Origin of the sequence: Streptomyces alkaliphilus (assembly GCF_014141535.1) — a bacterium.
Taxonomy (GTDB): Bacteria; Actinomycetota; Actinomycetes; order Streptomycetales; family Streptomycetaceae; genus Streptomyces; species Streptomyces alkaliphilus.
Genome location: NZ_VKHT01001111.1, coordinates 1 through 1,514, shown reverse-complemented (window position 1 = coordinate 1,514; position 1,514 = coordinate 1). Strand labels below are relative to the sequence as shown.

Below are 1,514 nucleotides of genomic sequence, written 5' to 3'. Positions count from 1 at the left end.
GGGCGCCTCCCGGCCGGCCGGCACGGGGGCGGCGCGGGGGACGACGCCGCCGCGCGTGCCCGACCCCGCGCTCCGCCCGTCGCCGGAGCGGCGCGCGGAGGCCGCGGAGCCCGGGGGCCCGGGGGAAACGACGAGCAGGCGGCGCAGGAGTCGACGCATCCTCAGGCTCCCTTGCAGCGCACGCACTCGACGGCGGTCCGGGCGAGGATCCGCAGGTCCCGCCAGAGCGACCAGGTGTCGATGTAGTGGTTGTCGAAGCGGGCCCGGTCCTCGATCGAGGTGTCCCCGCGCAGCCCGCTGGTCTGGGCGAGGCCGGTGAGTCCGACCGGCATCCGGTGGCGCTCCGCGTAGCCGGGGTACGCCTGCCCGAACCGCTCGACGAAGTGAGGGCGTTCGGGACGGGGACCGACCAGGCTCATCTCGCCCCGCACCACGTTCCACAGCTGCGGCAGCTCGTCCAGGGAGGTGCGGCGCAGCACCCGGCCCACCCGGCTCATCCGCAGGTCGTCGGCGATGGACCAGCGGGTGGCGGCCTCCCGGTCGTCGCCCGGGCGCAGGGTGCGGAACTTGTAGAGGACGAAGGGCCGGCCGTCCCGGCCCACCCGTTCCTGACGGAAGATCACCCCGGGGCCGTCGATCAGCCGCACGGCCAGCGCGCAGGCGACCAGCAGGGGCGCGGCGAGGACCAGGCCGAGGACCGCGCCGAGCACGTCCACCGACCGCTTCGCGGCGGTCGCGGCACGCCGGCGGGGCGGCGGGTCCAGCCGGTAACAGGGGTGGCCCCACAGGTGCGCGCCCCGGGCGGCGCCGGGCCCGGCGGGGACGTGGCGGTGCGGTGCGGGATCGACCTCGACCAGCCGGGCCACGCCGCCGCGCTCCCACAGCCGCCGCAGCAGGGCCGTGTCGTCGGGACCGGCCGGGGGGTGGGTGAACAGGGCGTCGACGGGGCCGTGCCGGGCGATGAGCCGGTCCAGCTCCCGGGGTCGCGGCGGCACCACGGGGAGGTCGCCCGTCTCCTCGGCGCGCGGCGGTGAGGTGGTCGGGGAAGCGGTCTCCCCGGCGGTCACCCGGGCCACGGGCCGCAGGCCGTACTCGGGGTGGTCGCGGAGCACGGCGACGATCCGTCGTCCCGGCCGACCGGCACCGATCACCACGGTCGGGCGGGGGTTTCGTCGCGCCCGCCGGACGCGGGCGCGCAGCACCGCGGCGCGCCCCGCCCAGGCGAGCACGGCGTGGACGGTGATCAGCAGCAACAACGACCGCGCCCCGGGGGCGGCGTCGGGACGGAACGCGACCACCAGGGCACACCCCACGCACCAGGCGAGCACGGCGTGCGCGAGGAGCCGGGGCAGGTCCTCCAGCGCGGAGGCGAAGGGCGCCGGGCGGTGGAGGCCGGCGGCCAGGTGCAGCGCGCCGACCACGCCGACGACCGCCGCCACGACCAGCAGCGCGCCGACCGGCACGCCGGACGCGCCGGCCGGGAGGGGGGTCCCCGGCCCGGGCCACGGCGGGGG

Annotated in this window: 1 protein-coding gene; it reads right to left on the bottom strand. The window is 78.7% G+C overall.

The window, feature by feature from the left end; translation table 11 throughout:
• Positions 1-161 precede the first annotated feature (161 nt).
• Positions 162-1,514: exopolysaccharide biosynthesis polyprenyl glycosylphosphotransferase (locus tag FNQ90_RS22770; RefSeq protein WP_228471521.1), on the bottom strand; the 1,353-nt coding region annotated here is incomplete at its 5' end.